The 23633-nt window shown below is 74.4% G+C and carries 15 protein-coding genes and 1 pseudogene; 4 read left to right on the forward strand and 12 right to left on the reverse strand.

The annotated features are described in order from the left end of the window. Nucleotides 1-15 precede the first annotated feature (15 nt). A complete protein-coding gene (locus tag AMK27_RS08590) occupies nucleotides 16-1299 on the reverse strand; it encodes a serine hydrolase domain-containing protein (RefSeq protein ID WP_073904436.1) in 1284 nt (427 codons plus the stop codon). A gap of 157 nt (nucleotides 1300-1456) precedes the next feature. Here AMK27_RS08590 and AMK27_RS08595 point away from each other — a divergent pair, with 157 nt between their 5' ends. Further along, nucleotides 1457-2134 carry a maltokinase N-terminal cap-like domain-containing protein gene (locus tag AMK27_RS08595; RefSeq protein WP_073904438.1) on the forward strand — a complete coding sequence of 226 codons (678 nt, stop codon included), beginning with the start codon at nucleotides 1457-1459 and terminating at the stop codon, nucleotides 2132-2134. Nucleotides 2135-2181: 47 nt separating this feature from the next. Here AMK27_RS08595 and AMK27_RS08600 read toward each other — a convergent pair whose 3' ends face one another. The 3 genes from AMK27_RS08600 to AMK27_RS08610 form a co-directional block, all read right to left on the reverse strand. Then, the gene (locus tag AMK27_RS08600; protein ID WP_073904440.1) at nucleotides 2182-3261 is read right to left on the reverse strand and encodes a trypsin-like serine peptidase; all 1080 of its coding nucleotides are present in this window, start codon (nucleotides 3259-3261) and stop codon (nucleotides 2182-2184) included. A 7-nt stretch (nucleotides 3262-3268) separates the two neighbouring features. Next, nucleotides 3269-8689 (reverse strand): trypsin-like peptidase domain-containing protein, encoded by a 5421-nt coding sequence (locus AMK27_RS08605; RefSeq protein WP_079188303.1) that lies wholly within the window; start codon nucleotides 8687-8689, stop codon nucleotides 3269-3271. 181 nt (nucleotides 8690-8870) lie between these two features. Beyond that, nucleotides 8871-9758: a DNA/RNA non-specific endonuclease gene (locus tag AMK27_RS08610; protein ID WP_073904441.1), complete on the reverse strand. Its 888-nt coding sequence runs from the start codon at nucleotides 9756-9758 to the stop codon at nucleotides 8871-8873. A gap of 123 nt (nucleotides 9759-9881) precedes the next feature. Between AMK27_RS08610 and AMK27_RS08615 the strand changes: the two genes are divergently transcribed. Then, entirely contained in the window at nucleotides 9882-10697 is an 816-nt protein-coding gene (locus tag AMK27_RS08615; RefSeq protein WP_073904443.1) for a caspase family protein, read from the forward strand. Nucleotides 10698-10704: 7 nt separating this feature from the next. On the opposite strand, the gene AMK27_RS08620 is transcribed toward AMK27_RS08615, so the two are convergent. The 7 genes from AMK27_RS08620 to AMK27_RS08650 all read right to left on the reverse strand — a co-directional run bounded on the left by AMK27_RS08620 (nucleotide 10705) and on the right by AMK27_RS08650 (nucleotide 21610). Continuing rightward, nucleotides 10705-13641, reverse strand: a complete 2937-nt coding sequence (locus AMK27_RS08620) for a helix-turn-helix transcriptional regulator (RefSeq protein WP_073904444.1) — start codon at nucleotides 13639-13641, stop codon at nucleotides 10705-10707. 228 nt (nucleotides 13642-13869) lie between these two features. Further along, nucleotides 13870-15564, reverse strand: a complete 1695-nt coding sequence (locus tag AMK27_RS08625; protein WP_073905847.1) for a S8 family serine peptidase — start codon at nucleotides 15562-15564, stop codon at nucleotides 13870-13872. A gap of 743 nt (nucleotides 15565-16307) precedes the next feature. After that, on the reverse strand, nucleotides 16308-17180 hold the full coding sequence (locus AMK27_RS08630; protein WP_073904446.1) for a GNAT family N-acetyltransferase: 873 nt from the start codon (nucleotides 17178-17180) through the stop codon (nucleotides 16308-16310). 270 nt (nucleotides 17181-17450) lie between these two features. Further along, nucleotides 17451-18350 (reverse strand): NAD(+)/NADH kinase, encoded by a 900-nt coding sequence (locus AMK27_RS08635; protein ID WP_073904447.1) that lies wholly within the window; start codon nucleotides 18348-18350, stop codon nucleotides 17451-17453. Beyond that, entirely contained in the window at nucleotides 18347-19354 is a 1008-nt protein-coding gene (locus AMK27_RS08640) for an SPFH domain-containing protein (protein ID WP_073904449.1), read from the reverse strand. The genes AMK27_RS08635 and AMK27_RS08640 overlap by 4 nt, the downstream gene beginning before the upstream one ends. 52 nt (nucleotides 19355-19406) lie before the next feature. Then, complete coding sequence (locus tag AMK27_RS44515) at nucleotides 19407-20720, reverse strand: DMT family transporter (protein ID WP_445194842.1); 1314 nt, start codon at nucleotides 20718-20720, stop codon at nucleotides 19407-19409. After that, the gene (locus AMK27_RS08650) at nucleotides 20717-21610 is read right to left on the reverse strand and encodes a phosphatase PAP2 family protein (protein WP_241847388.1); all 894 of its coding nucleotides are present in this window, start codon (nucleotides 21608-21610) and stop codon (nucleotides 20717-20719) included. Before AMK27_RS08650 ends, AMK27_RS44515 begins: the two co-directional genes overlap by 4 nt. 192 nt (nucleotides 21611-21802) lie before the next feature. Here AMK27_RS08650 and AMK27_RS08655 point away from each other — a divergent pair, with 192 nt between their 5' ends. Then, the gene (locus AMK27_RS08655) at nucleotides 21803-22447 is read left to right on the forward strand and encodes a TetR/AcrR family transcriptional regulator (protein ID WP_073904451.1); all 645 of its coding nucleotides are present in this window, start codon (nucleotides 21803-21805) and stop codon (nucleotides 22445-22447) included. A 29-nt stretch (nucleotides 22448-22476) separates the two neighbouring features. Continuing rightward, nucleotides 22477-22893: a DUF488 domain-containing protein gene (locus tag AMK27_RS08660; protein ID WP_073904453.1), complete on the forward strand. Its 417-nt coding sequence runs from the start codon at nucleotides 22477-22479 to the stop codon at nucleotides 22891-22893. A 235-nt stretch (nucleotides 22894-23128) separates the two neighbouring features. Here AMK27_RS08660 and AMK27_RS08665 read toward each other — a convergent pair. Next, nucleotides 23129-23608 (reverse strand): annotated as a pseudogene (locus tag AMK27_RS08665) (DUF309 domain-containing protein); the annotation flags it as partial. Between the last annotated feature and the right edge of the window lie 25 nt (nucleotides 23609-23633).

Genomic DNA, 23633 nt, shown 5'->3' on the forward strand with positions numbered 1-23633 from the left:
GTGTGCCGCGGGCGGTCAGTTGGTGCTGGGGCTCGGGCTGCTCGGAGCCGCCGCCGTGACCGGGATGTCGAAGACGTGCTCGGGGGTCACGACGCGGGTGATGGCCTGTCCGAACAGGGTGCTGGGCTCGTTGCCGTCGTGCAGCTCGTCCGTGTTGAGGAGCACGACCAGGGTGGCCCGCGGCTCCGGCAGGTAGATCGTCAGCGACTCGTACCCGGGCAGGGATCCGTTGTGGCCGATCCAGCCCTGGACGTTGAAGATGCCGAGGCCGTATCCGGCACCGGGGATGTCCGTCGGATAGACCTTGAGGCGCTCGGCCTGCGTCTCCGGGGTGAGCAGCGTGCCGGTGGCGACCACCCGTGCCCAGGTGCGCAGGTCCTGGAGGTTCGAGATCATCGCGCCGGCCGCCCAGCCCCAGGAGGGGTTCCAGTTCGTGGCGTCCTCGACCTGGCCCGAGGCGGTCTGGACGGTGTAGCCGTGGGCGTGCGGGGACGGGAACGCGGCGTCGGTCGGGAAGACGGTCCGGTCCAGGCCCGTCGGGTCGAGAACGTTCGTCTGGATGAACTCGTGCAGCGGTGTGCCGCTGACCTTCTCCACGACGAGTCCGAGCAGGATCAGGTTGGTGTTGCAGTAGTCGAACTCGGCACCGGGCTGGAACTGGATCGGGTGCTTGAAGGCGTAGTCGAGCAACTGCTGCGGGGTGAAGGGCCGGTCGGGGTTCGAGGTGAACGCCTTGTAGAAGCCCTCGTCCGCCGAGTAGTTGAAGAGCCCGCTGCGCATGGACGCGAGGTTGCGCAGCGTGATCCTGTCGCCGTTCGGTACGTCGTCGACGTACTTCGAGATCGGGTCGTCGATGTTCAGCCGGCCCCGGTCGGCGAGTTGGAGCAGCGCGGTGACCGTGAACGTCTTGGTCTCGCTGCCGATCCGCATGTACAGGTCGGGCCGCATCGGCTGCCCGGTGTCCTTGTCGGCGACGCCGAAGGAGCGGATGTACGTGCCCTTGCCGGGCGCCGAGAGGCCGACCGTGACACCGGGGACGCCGGTCTCCTTCATGACGTCCTGGATCGCCTTGTCCAGGCGTGCGGTGACGGCCGGGGTGAGTTCGGGGAAGTCGCCCTGCGCCGAGACCGCCGCGGGGACCGAGTAGGGTCCGGGAACCGGTGGTTGGGCCGCCGGGTACACGCCGGGGGCGGACGGTCCGGCGGCGAGGGCGGTGCCCGCGCCCAGCGGGGCGGCGAAGAGTCCGAGAGCCGCGATGCCCGCGCAGACGCGCCTGCGGCATGTGCGTGAGTACCTCACGGCGGCCTCCTGCCGGCCGGGGACAACACTCCACTCCCAGGCTAGGCCGGGCCGCCGGGCCTCGCACGGCGGCTCCGCCGCGTGGTCTGTTACGTTGCCGATCACCGGGCCGCGGAGCAGAGGGGCCCGGCCCGCGAGCGAGAGGGAGACCCGCGCCATGGCCGTCGTCCACCGGACCACCATGCAGCCGACCAAGCTGGAACTGCTCACCGAGTGGCTCCCCACCCGGGAGTGGCACGCGGGCGGGGAGGCGCGGCCGGAGCGCGTCGGCGGGTTCCGGCTCGACGACCCGGCGGGCGAGGTCGGCATCGAGTTCATGGTGGTGACCGACGGAGAGGGCGACGGGGTTACCGCCCACCTGGTCCCCCTGACGTACCGCGGGGAGCCGCTGGACGGCGCCGAGCACGCCCTCGTGGGCACGTCCGAGCACGGCGTCCTCGGCAAGCGCTGGATCTACGACGGAACCCACGACCCGGTGCTCGTCGGCCAGTTGTACGCGCTCCTCACCGGCCGCGCGCAGGCCCAGGCCCAGTCCCTGTCCGACGTCCCGGACCTCACCGTCGCCGTCTCGCCGCAGACGGCGGAGGGCGCGGAGGGCGAGGCGGACGCGGCCGGGGCGGAGCTCGTACGGGTCGAGGACGGCCCGGACCACACGGACGTGGTGCTGCGCACCCCCGGCGCGGCCGCCCCGCTGACCCTGCGCGTACGGAGGGTCCTCCACGCCGGCACGGACCTGGACCCGGGTGTCGCCGGAGTGACCGCCGAGTGGCGGCTCCCCGACGGAACCTCCGTCCGGGGCGTGTTCGCCGCCGCGGTCACCGGTCTCGGGTCCTAGCGCGCGAGCCCGGCCGCTCGACACGGCTCCCCTGGATCCCCGGTCGGTTAGACCCAGTTGACCTCCGCCGCGGTGAGCAGCGGGTCGTCCACCAGCTCCCACAGCGGGACCGAGAAGTTGCCCGTGCCGTACCGGCCGCCGAAGTGGAGGCCGAGGACGCGGTGGTCGGTGAGGTCGAGCACCGGGGAGCCGCTGTTGCCGCCGAGGGTCGAGCAGTCGTGCTTCAGGACCAGGCCGCCCGGGGTGAACTCCGTGGCCGCGCCCGGTTGGAGCCGTTTCACGTTGTAGACGTCCATGAAGATCCGGCGCATCGACTCCGGCTCGTTGCGCCGGCCGTCCCAGGCCGGGTAGCCGATCACGTACACCTGGCGGCCCGGGACGCTCGCCGGGGCGTCCGCGGCGACCGCGAGCGGGGTGGGCAGGGCGCCGTCCGCCGACGGCTCGATCCGCAGCAGCGCCATGTCGACGTCCGGGTGGACGCCGATGATCTCCGTGATCTCGTACGGCACCGAGGCACCGGGCGGTTCGCCCGCGAGCGGCAGCTCCTCCGCCGGGTCCACCCGCGCCGACATCCCGTGGTCGAAGGTCCACCGGCCGCCGCCGTCGGCCGACCGGGCGAACTCCACCGCGACATGACGGTTCGTCATGACCGCGCGTGGGCCGACGAGGAACGCCGTGCCGATCCAGTCCAGACGCGGGTGGCCGGACACCTCCACCCTGCCGACCCGGGTCAGGGACTCCCGGATCGCGGGCCGTTGGCCGTCGAGGACCGCCCACTCGTCGTGCTGCGGGGCGAAGTCCTGGCGCTGCACCAGGATCGCCGGGCGTCCCTCCATGAGGACGATCGCCTCCACACCGAAGGACTCGTCGCCGTCGAGCTCGTCCTCCCGGTGCGTGGCCAGCTTCTCCAGACCGCTGACCCCGGCCTCCAGGACGCGGGCCCGCTCGTCGCGGGCGAAGCGCGAGATCTCCGAGGCCGGCGCCATGTCGGCGGGCAGCTCGTAGGAGGACTCGGTGATCTCCGCCTCCAGCCGGCCGCGCACCCGTGCGGCGACCTCCTGCAGGTCCCCGAAGATCCGCTCGGTGGCGGTCGCGACCGGCGACCCGCCCGGTGATCCGTTCGGCATGGTCCACTCACCTCGGCTTACCGTTTCCGTTCGTGCCGTTCGTGCCGTTCGTACCGCTCGCCGTGCGCCCAGGAGCCGGCCGGCCCGACTGGGCCGCCATGATCTCCTCGTACAACTCGGGGGTGAACTCCTGGAGATGGGCGAGGATGCCGCTCATCTGGGTGCCGACGTTCACGAACCGCGTCCGGGCGCCCTGGAACTCGACCTCGTCCACCTTCCGCGTCCCCCGGTGCAGCCCGACCACCGTCCAGTCGTCGAGGCAGACCGGGGAGCCCGACGAGCCGCCGCGGGTGTCGGTGAAGTACAGGATGTCGTGCTCGTCGGCCCGGTAGACCAGGTTGTTGCGCAGCGCGACCCGCTTCGGCAGCCCGCCCGGGTGCTGGATGATGTTGACCGGGACCCGCTGCCGCTCGCGGACGAGCAGCGGCCGGGTCGCGATCCGGAGCGTGGGGCGCCGTTCCTGGTCGGAGGTGAGCCGCACGATGGCGTAGTCCAGCCCCGGGTCCCAGGCGGCGAGTTCACCGGCCGTGGCCTCCGGGGCGACCGCCGCGTTCTCGACGAAGTCGAAGCGGGAGCGGGACATGAGCGCCTGCAGCCGCAGGTCCTCGTCGCTCACGTACGGACGGACGCCCGGCTGCTCGGCCGAACGGGCCATCACCACATGGTGGTTGGTGATCAGCAGATCGGGGGCGATCATCCACCCCGTGCCGCCGTGCGGATACGACGGCAGCAGCGGCGCGCCCGACTCGTACGGGGGGATGCGCAGGAGTGCGACGGAGGCCCCGGCCCGGATCCCGCCGTGCAGGAACTCGTAGGGCACGGTGTCGTCCTGGAGGACGATCTCCTCCTTCATCTCCCCGGGCAGCAGGTCCGCCGGCAGGTCCGCCTCGCCGGTGTTCGCGCGGGCGACGGTGTCGAGAGCGCCCTGGAGCACGGCACGCGGGCCCGGTTCCCCGGTCTGCTCGATCGCGTTGTGCAGCCAGATCTCCAGCGGCACCAGACCGTCGATGAGCCGCTCGACCTGGTTCATCGCGTTCAGGTCGGCGTGGATCTGCTCCCGGGGGTCCTCCAGGGGCCCGAGCGTGGCCGTGAAGTAGCCGGGGACGCCGTCGAGCAGGTCCGGGCGGACGGCCCGGTCCGCGAGCCCGGCCTCCATGGCGGCGTTGCGGACCCGGACGAGCTCCTGCTGGCGGAGGAAGGGCTCCTTGCGGAGCGCGGCCCCGGCGGCGGTCGGCGGCGGGCGGGTCCACAGCCCCTTGCCGCCGTGGCGGGGGCGCGGGCCGGCCCAGGGCTCCGACGGCGTCCCGGCGGGGGCGTCGCCCGCGGAACCGTCCTCCGGCACGCCTCCGGCCGGGCCCTCAGGCGCCGCCCCGCGCACATGCGGACCCGCGTCCATCGCGGAGGCCACACCGAGCAGCAGGGCCCCGCTGTCGTCCCGGAGGGTGAGCACCTGCCGGGCGACACTGTCCAGGGTGCCGCGCCGCCGTGCCTCCCGCAGGTCCCACTCGATCCGTTCGCGGTCGAGCCGCGCCGCGTCGTCCGGGTGGACGGCGGCCCGTCCCGCCGCCGTCTCCAGGATGCGGGTCAGCGGCCACCGCAGCGCGGGCTCGTCGGACAGGGTGGTGTCGATCCAGCGCGCGAGCTCGGTGACCACCGCCTCCTCGTCCGCCGGAAGCCCCACCAGCCGCAGGGTGTGCTCCAGGAGCCGGGGGTCCTCCGGGCAGGCCGTGGCCGCCGCCGTCCGGGCCAGGGACGGCTGCCGGGCCAGGTCGGCGTCGGGCATCCCGCGCAGCGTGCGGGCGAGCCGCTCCCGCGCCGGGACCGCGTCGACCCCGGTCAGGTCGGCGAGGTCGGCGAGCCGCGACCGGGCGACGAGGATGCCCAGGGACTCGAACCGCAGTCCCAGACCCGCGGCGATCTCCTCGGCCTCCTGGAGGTCCCGGTCCGCGTCCGCGAAGTCACCGGTGTCCTGGGCGAGCCGCGCCGACAGCTGGAGCAGTTCCAGCTGGGTCTCCGCGCAGCCCGCCTCCTCCGCCCGGTCCGCGTCCCGCTCGGCGCTCTCGCGCGCCTCGGCCGTCCGCCCGGAGCGGGCGAGGGTCTCGGCGAGCAGCGCGTGCAGCCGGCTGCACGGCGTCCACGGGCGCCGCTCGGCCAGCCGCTGCGCCGCGGCCTCCACGTACCCCTGGGTGAGCAGGTCCTCGACCTCGCGCGCGGCGATCCGCTCCCAGTCCTCCTGGTCGGCGTCGGTCATGATCTGGTCGGGGACGTGGCCGCCGATCCTGCCGAGGAGGAAGGCGGCCGACCGGTGCGGCATCTCCAGGTGCGTCGAACCGCCCAGGTAGACGGCGACGCCCGGGTCCCAGCGTTCCTCCACGGTGCGGGGGTTCTCCCCGAGGCGGAGCCGGTGGTAGATCTCCTCGGCGCGGTTCCTGGCCCCCTCGCGGGCCGCGTAGTAGGCGACGGCGCTGCGGTCCACGGCCCGCATCAGATCGGTCCGCGCGCTGTCCGAGAGGCGCAGCATGATGGCCCGGAGGTCGGCCCGGTGCCGGATGGCGTCGGGACCGGCCGACTCCATCAGGTCGACGCGCGAGGTGAGCAGTCCGTAGAGCCGCCGGGCCTCCGCGGCGGTCGCCACCTCCAGCCCCGCCGGCCCGGCCAGGACCTCCCGCACGAGGTCGGGGGTGATGAAGCGGAGTGCGAGTCCGGCCTGGACGAGGGCCCGGACGTCCTCCTCCGCGATGTGCTTGAGGATGCGGTCGTACAGCGTGCCCTGGATGAGCATCTGGTCGACCTGGCGGTCGAAGTAGCGTCGCCGGGAGGGGAGTCCGCGCAGGAGTCCGCCGATCGCCGGGGAGTCGTCGCCCACCGTGACCGCCGTACGGGCCGCCAGCCTCAGGCTCAGCGGATGGCCGCCGATCCGCTCCGCGAGGTCCTCGGCCAGTGCCTCGTCGGCGATCCCGGAGGACAGCAGAAGCTCCACGGAGGCCTGGTGGTCGAGCTCGGCGAGCTCCATCGTGCGCGGGGTGAGGACCCGGGCCGGATGGTCGAAGGGCGCGCGCCCGGAGACGATGAACCGGAGACGCGAGTAGTCCGCCCGCAGCGCCGCCCAGATGGCCCACATCCGGGAGATCAGCGGGGATCCGCGGTACTGCGCCTCCTCGGCGGAGTCGAGGACGACGACGAACGGCGGCCGCGTCCCGCCGGGCTCCGGCCGGACGGCCTCGGCGACCAGGGACGCGATGCGGTGCGCGAGTCCCTGCTCCCGGGCGCTGGCGCGGGCGTGGAAGTCGGCCGAGTAGTCGCGGGCGAGGGTCGCCCGGGTGCCGGCCAGCTGATGGAGCTCGTCGAGCTCGTTGCGCTCCCCGCGATGGGCCGCCGCCGTCTGCTCGCACTCGTCCGCGAGCGCCTCGAACTCCGTCTGCAGGGAGGGATGCTGGACCGCCAGCTGGCGGGCCATCTCCGCGATCAGGGTGGAGGGCTCGTGGACGGAGAGCGTGGGCCGCGCGAAGTCGATGTAGGCGAAGGGGAATCCGGTGGGCGAGGCGGCCAGGGCGTCGATGAGGAACTTGGCGAGCAGGGTGCTCTTGCCGATGCCGCCGATGCCGTGCATCAGCACCGGGGGCTCGGCCGGTTCCTCGGGAAGCGCGATGTAGGCGCGCAGGGAGTCGAGTTCGGCGGTGCGCCCGTGGAAGGTCCCCCGGATCAGCCGGCGCATGGGCTGGAGCAGCCGGGCGGTCTCGATCCGGTGCTGGACCTCGTCGACGGAGGGCAGTCCGGTCACGCCGGGCACCCGGCTCAGCCAGAGCACGGCCTGCAGGGTGTGGGACAGCTGCTCGACGTCCTCGACGGGGGCCTGTGCCTGTGCCTGTGCCGGGGCCGGGGGCCGCGGGTCCGCAGGCGGCAGGGCCGCTCCGGCACCGGTGAGGAGGGCGAGGGCGGTGCGCTCGGGGCCGGGGCCCTCGGGACGCAGGCCGATGTTGGTCCGCAGCGAGTCCAGCGCGGCTCCGGGGCCCGCGAGTCCCGCGAGCGCCGCCTCGCGGACCTCGGGCCTGAGTGCCCAGACGGTGGCCCCGGGGGAGGGCAGCGCGGTGCAGTCGTCGACGAGCTCCAGGACGGCCCGTCCGGTGGACCGCTCCTCGCCGGGGAGGCGGAGCAGTGCCGGTTCGAACTCCTGCAGCAGGCAGGCGGCTTCGCGGTAGGAGCGGCGCGGGTCGGGCAGGGCGGCCGCGGGGGCGGTGAGGCTCGCGCGCAGCGCGTCGCGCAGGAGGTGGGCGGCCCCGTCGGACCGCGGCGTCGTCGGTGGCAGCGTCCGGTGGATCCGTACGACGTCCTCCACGGCCGTGCACAGCCGGCGCATGTAGCTGTCGCCGTTCGAAGGGGCCGCCACGGCCCGCAGCACCTCGGCCACGGCCGTCTCCGTCAGCGCCCGGACGGTGTCCTCCTGCCCCGGGGAGGCCGTGTCGGCGAAGAACTCCTCGAAGAAGGCGCGCAGATCGCCCTCGTCGGCCGGGCGGGTGGTGTCGCGGCACTCGTTCTTGCGTATCTCGTACGGGAGTTGGCGCATCGTCGTGGCGTAGCCGAGCAGCACCAGACGGGGCACGCTGCCGGCGCGTACCGGGGTGTGCTCGTAGATCGCCCGGGCCAGGACGCCGATGGCGTCCCACACGTCCGAGTGCGGGTCGAGCCGGTCGCAGTCGTCGAGGACCAGCCAGAGGCGGCCCTCGGCGGCGCTGGCGCGGGCGACGATCCGGTGCGCCGCGTCCTCGAAGCACGGCAGTGGATCGTTCAACCGTGTGGGGTTCAACGGGAATCCCTCGGCCTCCGGACCCGCGACGAACGCCGCCAGCCGCTCCATCAGACCTGCCGCCGTCGACGTGCGGGACAGCGTCACCCGGACCGGGCGGAAGTTCTCGTGCTGGCCGATGTGACGGATGAACTCGTACGTGTAGGAGCGGCCGCTGTCCGGGGGACCGTCGACGATCAGCACCGTCTGCTCCGGGTCCGCCAGGAAGCCCCGCAGCTTCTCGCGCAGCTCGGACCGGTCGAGGAAGACCGCCGTCCCGTGCTTCAGGAGGTGGCTCCGGAAGGGATCCTGGGGGGAGCGCCGCAGGCTCTCGTCCTCCCGCAGCCGGGTGAGGAGGTTCCGGGCCTCGGCGCCCTGCTCGTAGGCGTGCGGGGCGTCGATGGCGGCCAGTGCGTCGAGGCCGGTGAGGACGGACAGCAGCCGGCGCTGGTGGGCGATGTCCCGGCGGGCGGCCGACACCACCAGGCGGGCGTTCCGGTCGGCCTCCGGGGTGAGCGGCAGGTCGTCGACGAAGTCGGCCGGCAGGCCGGAGCGCAACAGCTTCTCGCGTGGTTCGGGGGAGTCGAGGAGGTGATCCCGCACCCAGTTGGCGACGAGTCCCCACTCGGTCTCGGTGAGCGGCATACCGCACCTGCCCGGCGCTCTTGGCGCAGCGCCGGTCGCTCCGGCGCCGGGACGTGACTGATCGGGCCGGACGGCCCGTACCTCCCATCGTTTCACCGGCCCTAAGGGGTCGCAATCGGTGTGGCGGAGCGGCGCGGAGGGCGCGGACCGGGCGCGGAACGGCCGCGGGCGCGCCCGCGGCTCAGGGGTGCAGCACGATGTCCTCGTACGATTCGAGCCGCCGCCACCGCTCCTCGGGCGCGTGCGTCGCCGGCATCACGTCCACGTCGGGCAGCGGCCCGAACTCCAGCTCGGTGATCTCCGCGACGTCCGAGACGGGCACCTGGTACGCACGGAACGGGCCGAGCGGCGGCGGCGCTCCGGTCGTCGCCCCCGCCAGCGCCCGCTCCGCGTCCCGGCTCAGGTCGGGGCTCTGGTCGAGCACGTACGCGGCCGCCGCGAGCACCCCGTCCTGGAGGAACGCGGCCACCTTCCAGAAGCGCGTCGGCACCTGGATCCCCCGGTACGGCGGGTCGGAGTCGTGCAGCACCGGACCCGTGAGGACGGCCAGCCTCCGCTCCTGGACGGCGGCGTGGTCGAGCAGGTGGTTCTCCAGCCCCTGCCACAGCTGCCTGCCCTGGTTGAAACCATCGGCCCGGGGAGCGGCGTTGGTGAAGTGGTAGGTGTCCGCGTGGGCCCGGACGGCCAGGGCCGACGGTCCCCAGACCGGGTCGAACCGGCGCACCAGATGCCCGCGGTCGAGGCTGTTGTTCCGGTAGAGGTCGTCGCCCGCCTGCTGCTCCTCCGGCAGCCGCGGGTCGAACCGCCATTCGTCCTCACGGGGTACGTCCTCCAGCAGCTCCCGCCCCTCGACGCACACGGCCGTCGCGGCCGCGAGGCGCCGGTCGGGCCGGAAGACCACGGTGAAGTGGGTGTACGGCAGGATCACCGTCCCGATCGACTGCCGGACCGGCAGCGGCAGCGCGACGACCGGCCCGAGGAAGGCCTCGTCGTAGCCGGTGCGGTCGGCGAGCGCCGCGCGGCGCCCGCCGACCGGGCCCGGAGGGGGCGGGGGGCCGGAAGGGTTCATACGATGTAGGTACCGCGTGGAGAGGGGCGCGCTCGGCGCCGGACCACAGGCCACTCGATCAGACGCCCCGGGTTCCCCTCCGCCCTCCCGCCCTCCTCCTCCTCTTCCACCAGGAGGTACCCCATGGCCACCGGACTCGCCCTGCACGTCGGACTCAACAGGGTCGACCCCGCCCGCTACGAGGGCTGGGAAGGCACCCTGGTCGCCTGCGAGAACGACGCCCGCGACATGGCGCGGCTCGCCCGAACCGCCGGATTCGAGAGCACGGTCCTGCTCACCCCCGAAGGGACCGCCGCCAACGTGACCGCCGTGCTCGGCGAAGCCGCCGCCCGGCTCGGCCCCGGCGACATCCTGGTCTTCAGCTACTCGGGCCACGGCGGCCAGGTGCCCGACGACGGCCCGGCCGGCTCCGACACCGAGCCGGACGCGCTCGACGAGACCCTCGTCCTCTACGACCGGCAGTTCCTCGACGACGAGGTCCGGCACGCCTTCGACGCCTTCGCCGACGACGTACGGATCGTGTCGTTCTTCGACTGCTGCCACAGCGGCAGCAGCATCGAGATCCCCGGCGGACCGGGGGCCGGCGCCACCGCCCGCTTCATGCCCGAACCGACGCGGCGGCAGCTCGACGACCGCGACCGGGGTTTCTACGCCGACCTCCGGCGCTCCCTCGCCGCATCCGGCCCCCGGGACGGAGCGGGCCCCGACGCGCTCCTCGTCTCGGCCTGCCAGGACGACCAGGAGGCCTCCGACGGCGACGTCAACGGCGCCTTCACCGAGGCCCTGCTCCAGGTGTGGGACGACGGCGCCTTCCGCGGCGGCTACCGCGACTTCCACCGGGCGATCCAGCGCAGACTGCCCCCGACGCAGAGCCCGAACCTCCACCTCACCGGCACCCCGGACCCGGAGTTCGTGGATCAGCGGCCGTTCACGGTCTGAGCGCCGTTCACGGTCTGAGGGCCGTCGCGAGCTGCGCCCGCGACCGGACGTCCAGCTTCTGGTAGATCCGGGTCAGCCGCGCCTCGACCGTCTTCACACTCAGGTACAGCTTCGCCGCCGCCTCCTGGTTGCTGGCGCCCTGCCCCACCAGACGGGCCAGCCGCAGCTCGGCCTCCGTCAGCGCGGAGAGCGCGGGCAGCGCCTCCTCGTTCCCGGAGCCGCCCCCGGGTGGCTCGCCCACGGTGCCCGCGGGGGACTCGCACGCCAGGGCCAGCCACGGCGCCGCTCCGGCCCGCTCGAACACCGAGGCCGCCGTCTGCAGCGCGCTCTGCGCCGCCGACCGGCGCCGTCTTCGGCGCTCCACCCGGGCCAGGGCGATCAGCGCCCGCCCCCGCTCCAGCGGCAGCCCGGCCCGGCCGAAGGCCTCGGCCGTGCGGGTGAGCAGCTGCGCCGCCTCGTCCGTACGCCCCTCCGCCGCGAGCCACAGGGCGTACGCGCGGTCGCAGCCGAGCAGGACGGTGGACCGGCCGAGCCGGGCCGCCACCGGCCGCACCTCGTCGAGGAGCGCCAGGGCCTCGTCCGCCTCGTCGTGGGCGAGCAGCGCCTCGGCCAGTTCCTCGTGCCAGCGCAGCATCGACGGGTCCACGGTCGACTGGGCGCGCTCGTCGGCCTGCACGCGCCGCAGGGTCTCCAGGGCGGCGGCGACGTCCCCGTTGATGAGCTGGACCCGGCCGAGCGCGTACCGGCTGCGGGAGAGGAACACCCGGTCGCCCTCCTCCTCCGAGGCCTGGACGCTGCGCCGGGCGTAGCTCGCCGCGCGGGCGAAGCTGCCGCCGGCTGTCTCCGCGAGTGCCAGCGTGTACCAGGCGGGGCCGGGTGAGAGGCCCGCTTCCAGGGTGAGGGCGAGGGACTGCCCGGCGTGCGACAGCGCGGCCGCGCAGGCGCCCCTGCGGGACTCGAGGGCGGCCAGCGTGGAGAACAGCTCGATCGTGTCCTCCACCGAACCGCGCCGCTGGACGAGGGGCAGCAGCGCGTTCAGTTCGTCGCGGGCGTCCGTCAGACGGTCGTCGAACAGGGCGTGACGGATCGTCAGGATCTGGGCGGCGTTGCGGATCCCGAGGGGCCGCTCGGCCAACTCCAGCGCGCGGGCCTGCGCGAGCACCGCCTCCGCGTCCGGCGCGCCGAGGGCCCGCTCCATCCGCGCCTGCACGGTGAGCGCCTGCGCCGCCGTGCGCGGGTCGCCCATGGAGGCGGCGAGCGCGGCCGATTCGACGGCCGCCGTCCGCGAGCGCTGCGGATCGCCGTCAGCGAGCACGTACTTGACGGCCAGCCGGAGCTGTACGGCGGCCCGCAGGGCGGTGTCGCCCTCCGAGTCCTCCATGGCGTGGACGTACATCTCGTCGAGCCCGGTCAGCCCCTGCCCCGCCGTGTCGAGGACGGCGAGCCGCGCCCTGACCCGGTCGGCGGGCACCGCGTCACGGGCGAGCAGATCGGTGGCCGCCCGCATGGCGAGGTCGGCGCGGGCCGCGCGGGCGGCCTCCTCCGCCGCGTCGACGAGCCGCGCGATCCGCCGCGTCCCGTGCCGTCCTGGCGTCGACTCGGCGGCCAGCAGGGCGAGTTCGGCCGCGAGCGCGCTGTTCCCGCGCCGCCGGGCCAGATCGGCGGCGTTCGCGACCTCGGCCGCCAGGTCCTCGTCCGGGCTGTCGGTGGCCAGCGCCCGGTGCCGTACCGCCTCCACGGGATCGTCCACGACCTCCGCGAGAGCCGCGTGCCCGGCGCTCCGCTCCGCCCAACAGGCGTCGTGCACCAGGGTGGAGGGCAGCAGCCCCGCAGTGAAGGTCACCGAACCGTCCTCGGCGAGCGACACGAGTCCGGCCCGCTCGGCCGCCGCCAGGTCGGCCTCCGCGTTGGGCCGTCCCGCCCGCCGCACCAGCGTCGACGAGGGGCGCAGCGCGAGGGCCGCGAGCAGCAGCGTCTCCCGTACGGCGAGGGGCGCGGCGCCGAGCAGCTGGCGGGCGAGGTCGCGGGCGCGCCCGGAGAGCGTCAGCGCCTCGGCGTGGTGCACGGGGGTCCGCGCGTCGGCCAGCGAGCGGCCCACGGCGAGCGCGAGCCGCGGGTTGCCGCCGCTGGCGCGGTGGATGCGGCCGGCCATCCGGGAGGGCAGCCGGTGGTGGATGAGGAGTTCGGCGATCTCGTCGGCGTGCAGCGGCGGCACGAGCAGCACGTCCGCCTCGGACGGCACCCAGAGGTGCGCGGCGTGCGGATCGTCGGGGCGGTGCGGAGCACGGTAGGGCTCGCCCGCCTCGCCGTACGGCTCCGGTGTCTCGACGGCCACCACCCGCAGCGCGGGCGGCGCGAGGTGGAGGGCGAAGCGGAGCAGGTCCGCGCTGTCCGCGTCGACGTGCTGGACGCCGTCGACGACGAGGAGCACGGGGCCTCGGCGGGTCAGGGTGCGGAGGATCTGGGCGATGCCGAGCCGCAGGGCGATGGGGTCCCAGCCGCCGGCGTCGAGCGGCGCCTCGCGGCACAGCATGGCGACGGCGGTGCGCTGGGGCCCGGGCAGCTCGTCGAAGACCGCGGAGGACTCGGGCCGGGCGGGTGCCTTGTCGGTCGCCCGGGATTCGCGGCGCCTGCCGCCGCCGGGTTCCGGACGGTGCACGGTCGCCGCCACCGAGGCCACGAGCGCGGCGGCAGAGGCCCCGGGTATCTCGCGGTCGGAGGGCAGCGTCGCCAGCCACAGCACGGTCTCGCCGCGCGCCTCGGCGCGGGTCGCCTCGGCGAGCGCGAGCTCGGTCTTGCCGACTCCGGCGGGCCCGGTGAGCAGGGCGCGGCCCCGGGTGTGGAGGGCGCGTTCGAGGCGGGCGAGGAGTTCCTCGCGGCCCACCGGCGCGGGGGGTCCCCCCGGACCCGTGGGGCGCAGGGCGAGGTACGGAGCTGTCGTCACTGTCCATCACCTCCGGCGCGCTCGGGCCCCCGGCCCATGAGCCCCGTGGGCAGAGAATACGGAGCCCACGGGTGGAGTCCAGGCCCTGTGTCCGGCATACGGACAGGCCGCCTCGGCCGGGCGGCGCCCCGGAACGCCAGGACGCGCCCGTGGTGTAGACCACGAGCGCGTCGCTGACCAGCAATGATGCTGATGTGGGGGGTGGTTCAGTGGTGGAGCTGTGGTGCCTTAGAAGGTCAGGCTCCACGAGTTGATGTAGCCGGTGTCACCCGAGGCCACATCGCGGACCTGAAGCTTCCAGGTGCCGTTGGCGACCTCGCTCGACGCGTCGACCGTGTACGTGGTCAGGACGTTGTCGGCGCTGTCCGAGGAGGAGGACGCCTTGAGGTTGCGCACCGTGCCGTCGGGGGCGACCAGGTCGATGACCAGGTCCCCGCGCCAGGTGTGCTTGATGTCCACGCCGACCTTGAGGGCGGCGGGAGCGTTGCCGGTGCGGCCGGTGACGGCGATCGAGGACGACACGGTGGCGTTGTCCACGATCGTCACATCGGTCGCGTTGGTGAAGACGGTGCCGGCCGGCGGGGTGGTGGTGACGGCGTCGACGGTCTTCGCGGAGTCGGCGATGCCGGTGCCGCAGCCGCCGGTGCAGGTGCCGGGCAGCGGGCGGGCGTTGGCCTTGATCGCGGACTCGATCTCGGCCGGGGTGAGGGTGCTCTTGGCCGACTTCAGCAGGGCGGCGAGGCCGGCGATGTGCGGCGCCGCCATCGAGGTGCCCTGGTAGGGCTTGAAGTTCTCGGCCGACTGGGTGGTCGCGCCCGAGTTCAGCGTGGAGTAGATGCCGTTCTCGGGGGTGGTGACGGTGCCGGGCGTGTCGGTCGAGCGACGGGTCTCGCCGCCGGGCGCGGCCACGTCCACGATGGCGCCGAAGTTGGAGTAGTACGACCGGTTGCCCTCACGGCTGGTGGACGCCACGTTGATGACGTTCGCGCAGTTCGCGGGGGTGAATCCGGAGGCGTTGGCGTTGCTGTTGCCCGCGGCGACGACGACGGTGGTACCGCGTGCGACGGCGCCGTTGATCGCGGTCTGGTAGACGCTCGGGCAGGTCGCGCTCGCACCGCCCAGGCTCAGGTTGATCACCTTCGACGGGGTGGCGTTGGCCGGGACGCCCGGGACGCTGCCGCCGGAGGCCCAGGTGATGGCGTCGGCGATGTCGGCGGACGAGCCGCCGCACTTGCCGAGCACCCGCACGGGCTGGATCTTCGCGTTGTACGCGATGCCCGCGATGCCCTTGGTGTTGTTCGTGACGGCGCCGATGGTGCCGGCCACGTGGGTGCCGTGCCAGGAGGAGTTCGAGGCCTTGGAACCGGTGCCGCACTCGTTGTCGGTGGCGTTCCAGTCGCCCTCGTCCTTGGCGTCCGCGTCACGGCCGTTGCCGTCGCGGGCGTCGGCGGAGGTCGAGATGAAGTCGTAGCCGGAGACCACGTTGGTCGCCAGGTCCGAGTGGGCCGCGTAGCCGGTGTCGATGACCGCGACGGTGACGCCGGAGCCGGTCGTCTTGTCCCAGGCGGCAGGAACGTTCATGCCACCGGTGGGCTCGAACAGGTCCCACTGCTTGGTGTAGTCGGTGTCGTTCGGCGTGACCGCCGTCGCGTAGGCGCGGATGTCGGGCTCGACCGAGGCGACGGACGGGTCGGCGCGGAACGCGGCCATGACCTCCGTCACGTCCTGCTTGGTGGCGCTGTCGCCCAGGTCGACCAGGGCGCCGCCGCCGGCGAGGCGACGCTCGAAGGAGAGCTTCTCGCCCGTCTTCGCGGCCTTCTCGGCCGTGTCGCTCTTCGCGGCGGTGTTCGAGCCGGCCTCGGCGGCCTTGCTCTTGTAGGTCACGATGACCTTCTCGACCGGGGCGCTGGGGAGCGCCCGCATGGTCTGCGAAGCCGGTGCGGGCTTCGGGGTGGCAGCGCCCGGGGCGGCGGCGATCGCCCCGGTCGTGGCAGCGGCGCCGAGGATCGCGGCGCTCGCGACCACGGATATGACTCTCCGCCTGGAACCGTTCAAGGTGTGGCCCTTTCGAGTACGACGTAGCTGCGGAGCAGTGGCGGCGGCGCGGGACACCGGTGCGAAGTGGGGTCGCGATCCGGCATTCCCTGGGCTGGGGGGCCCGTGCGCCGCCACCGGCGCGACGGCCCGGGTCAAGGCCGTCCCCGGCGGATGCCACCCTCCGCATGCACCTGTCAGCGTGCGGTCGGGGGATGATATCTGCCGGTGCGGAGGACAGTAGGGAACGGGGTGGTGAACCCGATACGGGGAAAACCCTTGTCACCCCTCACGGGGTGGCGGGGGTCCGGTGAGGGGAGGTGCGACCGGGGGTGCGGGCACGGAAGTCGGCGCCGCGTCATGCACGCGCCGAGCGGGGGGAGTACGCCCGGTCGGCGGCCTTTACGGGCGCGTTGCGGCGAGCTGGTACGTACCTGCTCCACGGGAAAGGTACACACCTCTCGGCGGGAGCCCGAGGGCACCCCCTGCGAGCGGGTCGGAGTTGCCCGCGTACCTGGACCTGAAATGCCCCCGTACCGTCGGTGGCTGGGTGGCTGGGTGGCTCGGCGGGCGGGCGGCTGAGCGGCCGGGCCGGGGTGCCGTCGGCGTGAGGGCCCCGGAAGGGCGCTGCCTCAGCCGAGTTCGAGCGTCGTCACCCCGTACACGCGCGCGTGTGCCACCGGGCGGACCGGGCCCGTGTACATCCGGGCCGTCTCGAACGTCGGCTCCAGCCCCCGCTCCTCGGCCAGCCGCGCCGCCGCCGGATTCGACTCCGGCATGTCCACCGCGATCCGCGCCGAGCCGAACTCCCGCGCCTCGGCGGCGAGCGCGTCGAGCAGCGCGGCCGCGTCGGCCGGAGTGTCCGCGAACAGCGGCCCCACCCGCGCCTCGTCCTGCGCCGGCCGGACCACCCCGTACCCGGCCGGACGTCCGTCGACGATCCGTACCAGCGCGCGATGGCCGGGTGTGGCCAGCCAGGCGGCGAGGAACCGCGGCCGGTCGGCGTGGTGGCAGGTGCTGTCGTACGCGGCGAGGGCGGCCGGGTCCACGGTCCCGGCGGGCACCACACCGGTCACGGGGGAGTCGGGGGCCGGGACCTCGCCCACGTAGCGCGCCGTGCGGTAGGCCGTCACGAAGCCGGAGCGCCGGTAGTTGTCCTGCTGGTCCGGCACCCCGTCGAGCCCGACGGACCGGTCGCCCGCGTGCGCGAGCGCGCCCCGCCAGGTGGCCAGACCGTGACCGAGGCCGCGGAGTTCGGGCCGTACGAGGTAGAAGCCCAGGAACGCGTACGCGTCGTCGTAGGTGACGACCGAGATGGCGGACACGGGCTCCCCGTCGATCCGGCCGAGGAAGAACCCCCGGGGATCCTGTGCGAAGAACGGGGCGGCGTCCGAGACTCCCGGATTCCATCCCTCCTCGGCCGCCCAGGCGCGCACGAGCGCCCACTCCCGCTCCGTGGCGGGGGAGACGGACAGCGAGCCGGGGGAGGCGGAGGCGGAGGCCATGGAGGATCCCTTCAACGGCCGGGAGCGGGCGCGAACTCGACGGGGAGCCCGGAACAGATGAAACAGCTGATTTGCGGACAGATCCTCAGCGAAGAACCGGGCAAAGCGCGCCGAGCTTAGCGCCCCTCGCGACGGTCCCCGCCCACGGCCGATCGATTCCGGCCGCGGCTCGGTGGCGGGCGGCCACCGGACCCCGGGCCGTCGCCGGACCCGGGCCGCCACCGGACCGTGATCGCGCGCCGTCGGCCGCCGTCGCCCGCCGGACCGCCGTCAGTGCACGAGGCGGAGGCGCGGCCCCGCGACCGTGAGGCGCACGGTCTGGCCCCACGTCAGCTCCAGGGCGTCCGACTCGACGCCGTCGCCGAACACCACCAGCCGGTCCGACTCGACGGTCAGGCGCAGCCCCTGACCCGGGTCGAGGAGGCCCTCGACCCGGGTCGTCCCGGTCGTCGGGGACGGCCACGCCTCGCGGACGAACCAGGCGAGCCGGGCATCCGCCGGGGCGGGCAGCGCGAGCGCGCTGGAGCGCTGCTCCCACAGCGACCGCAGCCAGCCCGTCGCCCCCGTGCCCGTGCCGACGAGCACCCCCGACGAGGCCTGGGCCTCGGGAGGGAGTCCCGTCGCGTCGAGATCCAGGGTGTAGCGGGCGGTCTGATGGCTCCGCGGCCCGACGTAGATCTCGTTCAGGGCGAGCAGCCGCTGCGCGTCGTCGGTGACGGCCTCCACCATCGTGAGCTCGTCGACCGCCGCCCCGGCCCCCGCCGCGTACGGCAGCAGGCGCCGCGCCCGGTCGGCCCGGTGGCGGACCAGGACTCCCGGGTTGCGGCCCGGGTCGGCGTCGATCCCGATGACGGGCTGCCCGGTGAGGTACTTGGCCGCGTTGGCGACCAGCCCGTCCTGGCCCACCACCACGACCACGTCCTCGGGCCCGAACAGGAACCGGTCCAGATCGGCGCGTTCCACCCGGGTCTGCCGCCAGGCCAGGGGCACCGCGGCCGCCACCTCGGCCAGCGCACGGTGGGCGCGCTCGTGCCGCTCGCGCACGGCGTCCACCGAGCGGCCGCGCGCGGAGAGGAAGAACGCGGCCTGGCCGTGCGTGCCGTGCCGGGCGAGCAGCTCCTCGTACTCCGTGGTCCGGTGCACGAGGACCGCGCGCGGCGCGAGGCTCACGGCCGGGCCCCGCCCTCGCCCAGCTTGGCGAGCAGCCCCGTCAGGACATCGGGCGAGAGCGTCAGATGCTCGATGCGGGGCAGGTTCTCGGCGGCGCGGGACACGGCGAGGGCGTGCAGGGTGGCGGGTTCCACCTCGGCGTGCGCCCGCAGCCACGAGGACTGCGCTCCGGCGCGCGCCTGCCCGACCTCGCGCGCCGCCTCGGCCTCGGCCCGCGCGAGGCGGACCTTCCGCACGGCCTCGGCCTCGGCCCGTACGGCGTCGGCCGCGGCGTTCTCCTCGGCCTCGCGGCGGGCGTTGGTGCCGCGCTGCTCGACGAGCCGCTCCTCCTGGCGGGCGAGCTCGATCTTGCTCGCCAGTTCGTTCTCCGCGATGGCGCGCTCGCGCTCGACGGCGACCGCGCGTCGCTCGTAGGTGGCCCGGTCGGCCTCCTGCTGGATCTGCTCGCGGGCGGGGGTGCGCAGGGCTCGCTCGACCTCGGGTTCGGGGCGGATCGCGACCACCCGGACGGCGACGACCTCGATGCCGGTGGACGGCAGGCGCGGCTCGGCCGCGAGTCCGGCGGTGACGCGGTCCCGTACCGCCGCCACGCCGTCGACGAGGGCCTCGGCCAGCGAGGTGCGGGCGAGGACGTCGAGGGCGTGCTGCTGGGCGGTCTCGGTGAGGAGGGTGGCGATCTGCTCCAGCGGGGTGCCGCGCCACGCGCCCGTGTCGGGGTCGATGGAGAAGTCGAGCCGGGTGGCGGCGGCCGCCGGATCGCCGATCCGGTACGTGACGGTGGATTGGACGCTGACGTCCTGGAAGTCGGCGGTCCGGGCGTGGAAGGCCATGGCCAGTTCGCGGTCGTTGACCGGGACCTCGGAGAGGGCGGCGGTGAGCGGGCGGAACCAGAAGCTCAGGCCCTCGCCGTCGTGCACCAGCGTGCCGCGGCGCTGGTGGCGGATGTGCGCGGTGGGCGCGGAGCGCAGATGGCGCCAGCCGGCCCGCCGGGTGATGTCGGCCATGAAGAAACCCCCTTGTCGTCATGTTGACGATAGGGGGGTTTCCCGGTTGTCGTCAAGATGACGAATTCAAGGGCGTCCGCAAGGGTGCGTCCGGCTCGGCTGTGGCCGGATCGGGTCGGGTCGAACGGTGCAGGGGAAGGTCGTCGGCCGTCGACCGGGGGGTGGGGACGGACCGGAGAACGGTCCACCGGGCAGCGGGACGCGCGCGCGTGGAGCCCACGCTTCCGGGCCCGGAGGCGGCCTGGGGCACGAGGACGGGTGCGGGGGTCGGTGTGGGGGCGGAGACGGGTACGGGTTCGGGTGCGTGCTTCGCCGCTGTCGTCGGCTCGGGCGTCGAATCCTGCGCGGACGCAGGCGCCGTCAGCGTCACCGCCGCCGGCGCTGCCACGACCACCGCCGCGGGCGCTGCCACCTCCACCGCCACCGTCTCGGGCATCGCCACCGTGTCGGGCCGACCCACCGCCACCGGAACGACCTCCGGCTGCGCGGTCGGGGCCGCGTCCGGGGAGCCCCCCTTCGTCAGCAGCACCACGCCCCGCGCCGCGACCAGCGACGCGCCGGCCGCGACCAGCCAGCCCCACGCGCCCGCGCGGAACGTCTCGCCGAGCAGTGCCACGCCGATGATCGCGGCGGCGGCCGGGTTGGAGAGGTTGACCACGGCGAGCGGGGCCGCGAGGCCGCCCCGGTACGCGGCCTGGGAGAGCAGCAGGCCGCCCGTCGCGAAGCCCGAGATCAGCACCGCGAGGAGCGCGGTCTGCCACCAGGCCGGCTTGCCGCCCGGGAGTTCGAGCGCGAACGCGGCCGTCAGCGTCTGGGTGAGCGCGGAGGCCACGCCCGAGGCGATCCCGGAGGCCGTGGCGTGCCCGAGTCCACGCGGCGCGTGCCCCTTCGCCGAGCGCCGGCCCGAGGCGAGCGCGGCGATCAGGAGGACCGTCGCCGCGGCGACGACCAGGGACTCGCGCAGGCTCAGCGCCTCGCCCGGCTCGGTGGGGCCGGTCACCGCGACCAGCCCGACGAGACCCGCCAGGGTCCACAGCGCCCCGCGCCACTCGGTGCGCGTCACCCGGCGCCGCGCCGCGTACGCGCCCAGCGGCAGCGCCGCCACCAGGGTCAGCGCGCCGAGCGGCTGGACCAGGGTCAGCGGCCCGTAGTGCAGGGCGGCCACGTGGGCGAGGGCTCCGGCGGCGTTGAGCCCGACCGCCGACCACCACTGCCCGCGGGCGAGCAGGGCACGGAGCGCCCCGCGTCCGTCCTGGACGGGGGAGGCGGCGGCGAGCCTCGACTGGGCGACGGCGGCGAGCGCGTACCCGGCGGCGGAGACGAGCGAGAGGAGCACCGCCACGACGGTGCCGGTGGCGGGGTTCATCGGAGTGCTCCGACCGGGAGAGGGGTCGCACCGGTCTGACGCGGTACGGGTGGGGGCGCCGTCCGGCGGCCGGGGGCGCGCACGGCGAGCAGGGCGAGACCGAGCAGCGCGGCGGCGGCGAGCGCGTCGAACCAGTAGTGGTTGGCGGTGCCGACGATGACGAGCAGGGTGAACAGCGGGTGTAGCAGCCACAGGACCCGCCAGCGGGACCGGGTGGCGGCGATGAGTCCGATCGCGACCATCAGGGCCCAGCCGAAGTGCAGCGAGGGCATGGCCGCGAACTGGTTGGCCATCGAGTCGGTCTCCGGCGTCGCCCCGTACACCGAGGGGCCGTAGACCCGCGCGGTGTCGACGAGCCCGCTCGCGGCGAGCATCCGCGGCGGCGCGAGCGGCATCAGGAGGTGCAGCGCGAGGGCGGCACCGGTGAGGAGCGCGAGGACACGGCGCGACCACACGTAGTGGGCGGGGCGGCGCAGGTACAGCCAGACGAGGAAGGCGATGGTCGCCGGGAAGTGCACGGCCGCGTAGTAGGTGTTCGCGGCACGGATCAGCGGTTCGCCGTGCAGGAGCAGCTGCTGGATCGTTCCCTCGCCCGGCAGGTGGATCGCGCGCTCGGCGTCCCAGACGCGGTCGGCGTTCCGGAAGGCGCGGGACTCGTGGCCGTTGGCGAAGAGCCGGCCGAACTTGTAGACGAGGAAGAGCGCGGTGACGAGCGCGAGCTCGCGGAGCAGCGGCGGTCTGGCCGACGCGCCGCCGTCCCCCTCGCCGCTTCCGTGCTCGTCGAGCCCGGAGGGCGCGGAGTGTGCGGGGGGCGCGGGCGGTGCGGGGGTAGGCGTCAGTCCCGACCCGGCAGGACGTGGTCCTGGTATCCCGCGTATCCCGGCAGCCATCGCGCGGCCCTCTAATCAGTCAAATCGCCAACAAACGGAGTGAGCCTAGATCCGATTTCATCGAGACGCAAGCGTATCGATACGTTTGCGTCTCGATTGTGCACCCCCTACTCTCGTATGTGCAGAGACAGAGGTGTCCGGGAGGGATCGATGTCCACGTCCGCGTCCATGTCAGCGTCCGGATCAGCGTCCATGTCGGCGTCCACGTCGGGGCCGGCGTCCACGTCGGGGCCGGCGTCCGCGGAGGCCGCCACCGCGGCGGCCCGCCGCAGCAAGATCACGCCGGAGCGCGAGACGGAGCTGTACGACGCCGTGCTCTGCCTCCTGCGCGAGGGCGGATACGACTCGGTGACCATGGAGGGCGTCGCGGCCCGCACCAAGTGCGGCAAGGCCACCCTCTACCGGCAGTGGGGCACGAAGCCGCAGCTCGTCACGGCCGCGCTCGCCCAGCGCCGGTGCACCGTCTTCACCGGCATCGACACCGGCAGCCTCGCGGGCGACCTGCGCGAGGCGGGCCGGATCGCCGCCTCCCACCGGGAGCGCGACGCCGAACTCATGGAAGCCGTCGCCCAGGCCTTCATCCAGCACCCCGACCTGCGCGCCGCACTGCGGGAGACCGTCATCGCCCCCGAGGTCGCGGCCATCGACGCGGTCGTGGCGCGTGCGGTCGAGCGGGGCGAGGTCGACGCGGACAACCCGGCGATCGGCTTCGTCGCCCCCTGCTTCCTGGGCATGCTCCGCATCGAGCGGCTCTTCGAGGACCGCTTCACGGACGTGTCGACCATGCGGACCTTCGTCGACGCCGTCCTCCTTCCGGCGCTGCGCGTCGAGGGGTGAGGCGCGGGCCGGTTTGCCAGGCTGGAACCATGCCCGCACACCCCACGGAGCCCGGAGAGCCCGCCCGGCCCGCCTCGCCCGCCCCTTCTGTCCGCGTCCGCCGGATCTACGAGACACCTTCGCCGGACGACGGCGTACGGGTCCTCGTCGACCGGCTCTGGCCGCGCGGACTCGCCAAGACCGACGCCCGTATCGACGAATGGCCGAAAGCCCTCACGCCGTCGACGGAACTCCGCCGCTGGTACCACGGACCCGAGGGCGAGTACGAGGAGTTCCGCAGGCGCTACGAGGCCGAACTCGAGGCCCCCGACGCGGCGGCGGCCCTCGACCGCCTGAGGGGGATCGCGGCGAAGGAGACGGTCACCCTCCTCACGGCTGCCAAGGACCCCTCGGCGAGCCACACGTCGGTCCTGCTGCGGGCACTCGACCCGGGGGCGGAGGCGTAGGGCTCAGGACGGCGCGGGCGTGAGGACGGGCGCCGTCCTCAGGGCGACGAGCGCACCCTCCACGACGGGGCCGACCTCAGGGCCGGTCCGGCCTCAGCCGGGGCGCCTCGGCCGCCGCGTCGACGACGACGGGCCCGACGGGAACGCGCCCGACGGGAACGCGCTCGACGGCGGTGCGGCCGACGGCGGCCGCCGGGCGGGTGACTCCGGCCGTGTCCGCTCCCTCGGCCGCTCCCTCGGTCACTGCCTCGACCTCTCCGCCCTCGCCGGCGCGCTCGGCCAACTCCCGCGCCCACGCCACGAGTCCGACGGCGTCGATGCCATACGCCGCGGCCGCCGTGCTCCCCGGCCCGCCCGCCAGGCGGTCGGCGCCGCGGCGCAGCAGCCGCGCACCGCCCGCCGTGTTGCCGCGAGCGGCGTGCGTCAGGCCCACGGCGAGCTGCGCGAGGCCCTGCCACAGGTCGCGCTCGGACCCGGGGCCGGACTTCCAGGCGTCCTCGAAGACCTCGTGCGCGTGGAAGGGCATTCCCGCGTCCAGCAGCCGCTGCGCCTCGCGCAGGGTCTCGTCGGGAGCGCGGACGACACCCTCGGGCTGCCGGGGCACTCCCTCGGCACCGTACGGCAGCGGCCGGCCGAGCCCGTCGCGGGGACGCGCGCTGCGGGCCCGCCCCTCCTCGTCGCGATCCCTGCCGCGGTCCCTCGCTGTCCGGTTCACCCGTCCATTGTCGCCCCCGGGACGA

It is taken from the genome of Streptomyces sp. CB02009 (genome assembly GCF_001905825.1).
Classification (GTDB): domain Bacteria; phylum Actinomycetota; class Actinomycetes; order Streptomycetales; family Streptomycetaceae; genus Streptomyces.